At 65.7% G+C, this 1,190-nt stretch carries 2 protein-coding genes; one reads left to right on the top strand and one right to left on the bottom strand.

Annotation, left to right across the window (positions count from 1 at the left end; translation table 11 throughout):
- Positions 1-552: glucosaminidase domain-containing protein (locus tag ABZV40_RS46435; protein WP_355456521.1), on the bottom strand; the 552-nt coding region annotated here is incomplete at its 3' end.
- A gap of 95 nt (positions 553-647) precedes the next feature.
- Here ABZV40_RS46435 and ABZV40_RS46430 point away from each other — a divergent pair.
- Positions 648-1,190, top strand: a 543-nt coding sequence (locus ABZV40_RS46430; protein WP_355456520.1) for a hypothetical protein, incomplete at its 3' end; no start/stop codon positions are given.

Here is a 1,190-nt window from a genome sequence, read left to right as displayed (position 1 = left end):
AGGGGTCGAGGAGTCGAAGCGGTACAGGTTGTAGGTCCGCATCTGCGTGAGGACCTTGTCCGTGTAGTCCGGATCAGTCGCGTAGTGCGGCCCGATCCTGCGGATGAACTCGTCCGGATCGTGGCGGTACGGCAGGGCACCGGCGTAGACCGAGCTGGTCGTCAACACACGGGCGTAGTCGCGGAACGAGTCCTCCATGGATCTGTACACGCGGAAGTAGGCGTCCACGGGGTGGCACGGCATCGGCACACATTCGCTCGTCGGGTGGTTGTGACAGCCGATGGCGATCGGGCCGGGTGACGACGCCGACGTGCACTTGAAGCCGAAGTAGTTCTTGTCGTCGACGGACAGTCCGCTTTGTCCCCACCTCGACTCCAGCGTCGACTGGCCGAGAGCCACCGACGCCGGGACGTCGTACTCGGCGTGCACGCGCTGCGCGACGGGGCCCGCCTGGGCGAGGTAGTCGTCCTTGTAGTCCGCGTGCGCGGGAGTCGCCACGGCGAGAAGTCCGAGCAGCGCGGCGATGCCCGCGCCGATGATCCTTCGTGTCATGGCGGTGAGTCTTGAAGCCCGACCTTCAAACTCGCTTCAGATCGCGGCCGGGGGACTTGAAGCGGGTTTGAAGAGCCGCGATCGAGCCTGGTCCCATGACGACAACAGTGAGCCGCAGGGGGTTGGCGCGCCTGGCGCTGGCCGCCGTCTTCACGGTGACCGCAGCCGCAGGGGTGGTCACCCTGCCCACGAGCGCGCAGGCGTCCGACCTGGACGGTCCCATCACCCGCAGCGAGGTGATCCAGCGGGCGCAGTACTGGGTCGACCACCAGCCCGGCCCGTACGACCAGGGAGGGTGGTCACCCGGACCCGGTGACGGCCACATGTACCGCAGAGACTGTTCCGGCTATGTCTCGATGGCGTTGCACCTCAAGGATGTCCCGTCGACCGCCACTATCGCCAACTGGGGCCACGAGATCTCGCGCAGCGACCTCAAAGCCGGCGACTACATGAACTTCGCGGGCACCCACACGTTCCTGTTCGACCACTGGGACGACGCCAACGGCAACTTCTGGTACTACTCGTTCGGCGCCACCCCCGTCAAACACCTCCGCACCAACATCAACAACTCCAGCCTCGACGGCCACCCGAGCGGCAGCTACCGGGCCTACCGGTACAACAAGATCGTTGACGATGCA

Source organism: Lentzea sp. NPDC004782 (assembly GCF_040609115.1).
Taxonomy (GTDB): domain Bacteria; phylum Actinomycetota; class Actinomycetes; order Mycobacteriales; family Pseudonocardiaceae; genus Lentzea.
This window is presented reverse-complemented; position numbering and strand designations above follow the sequence as displayed.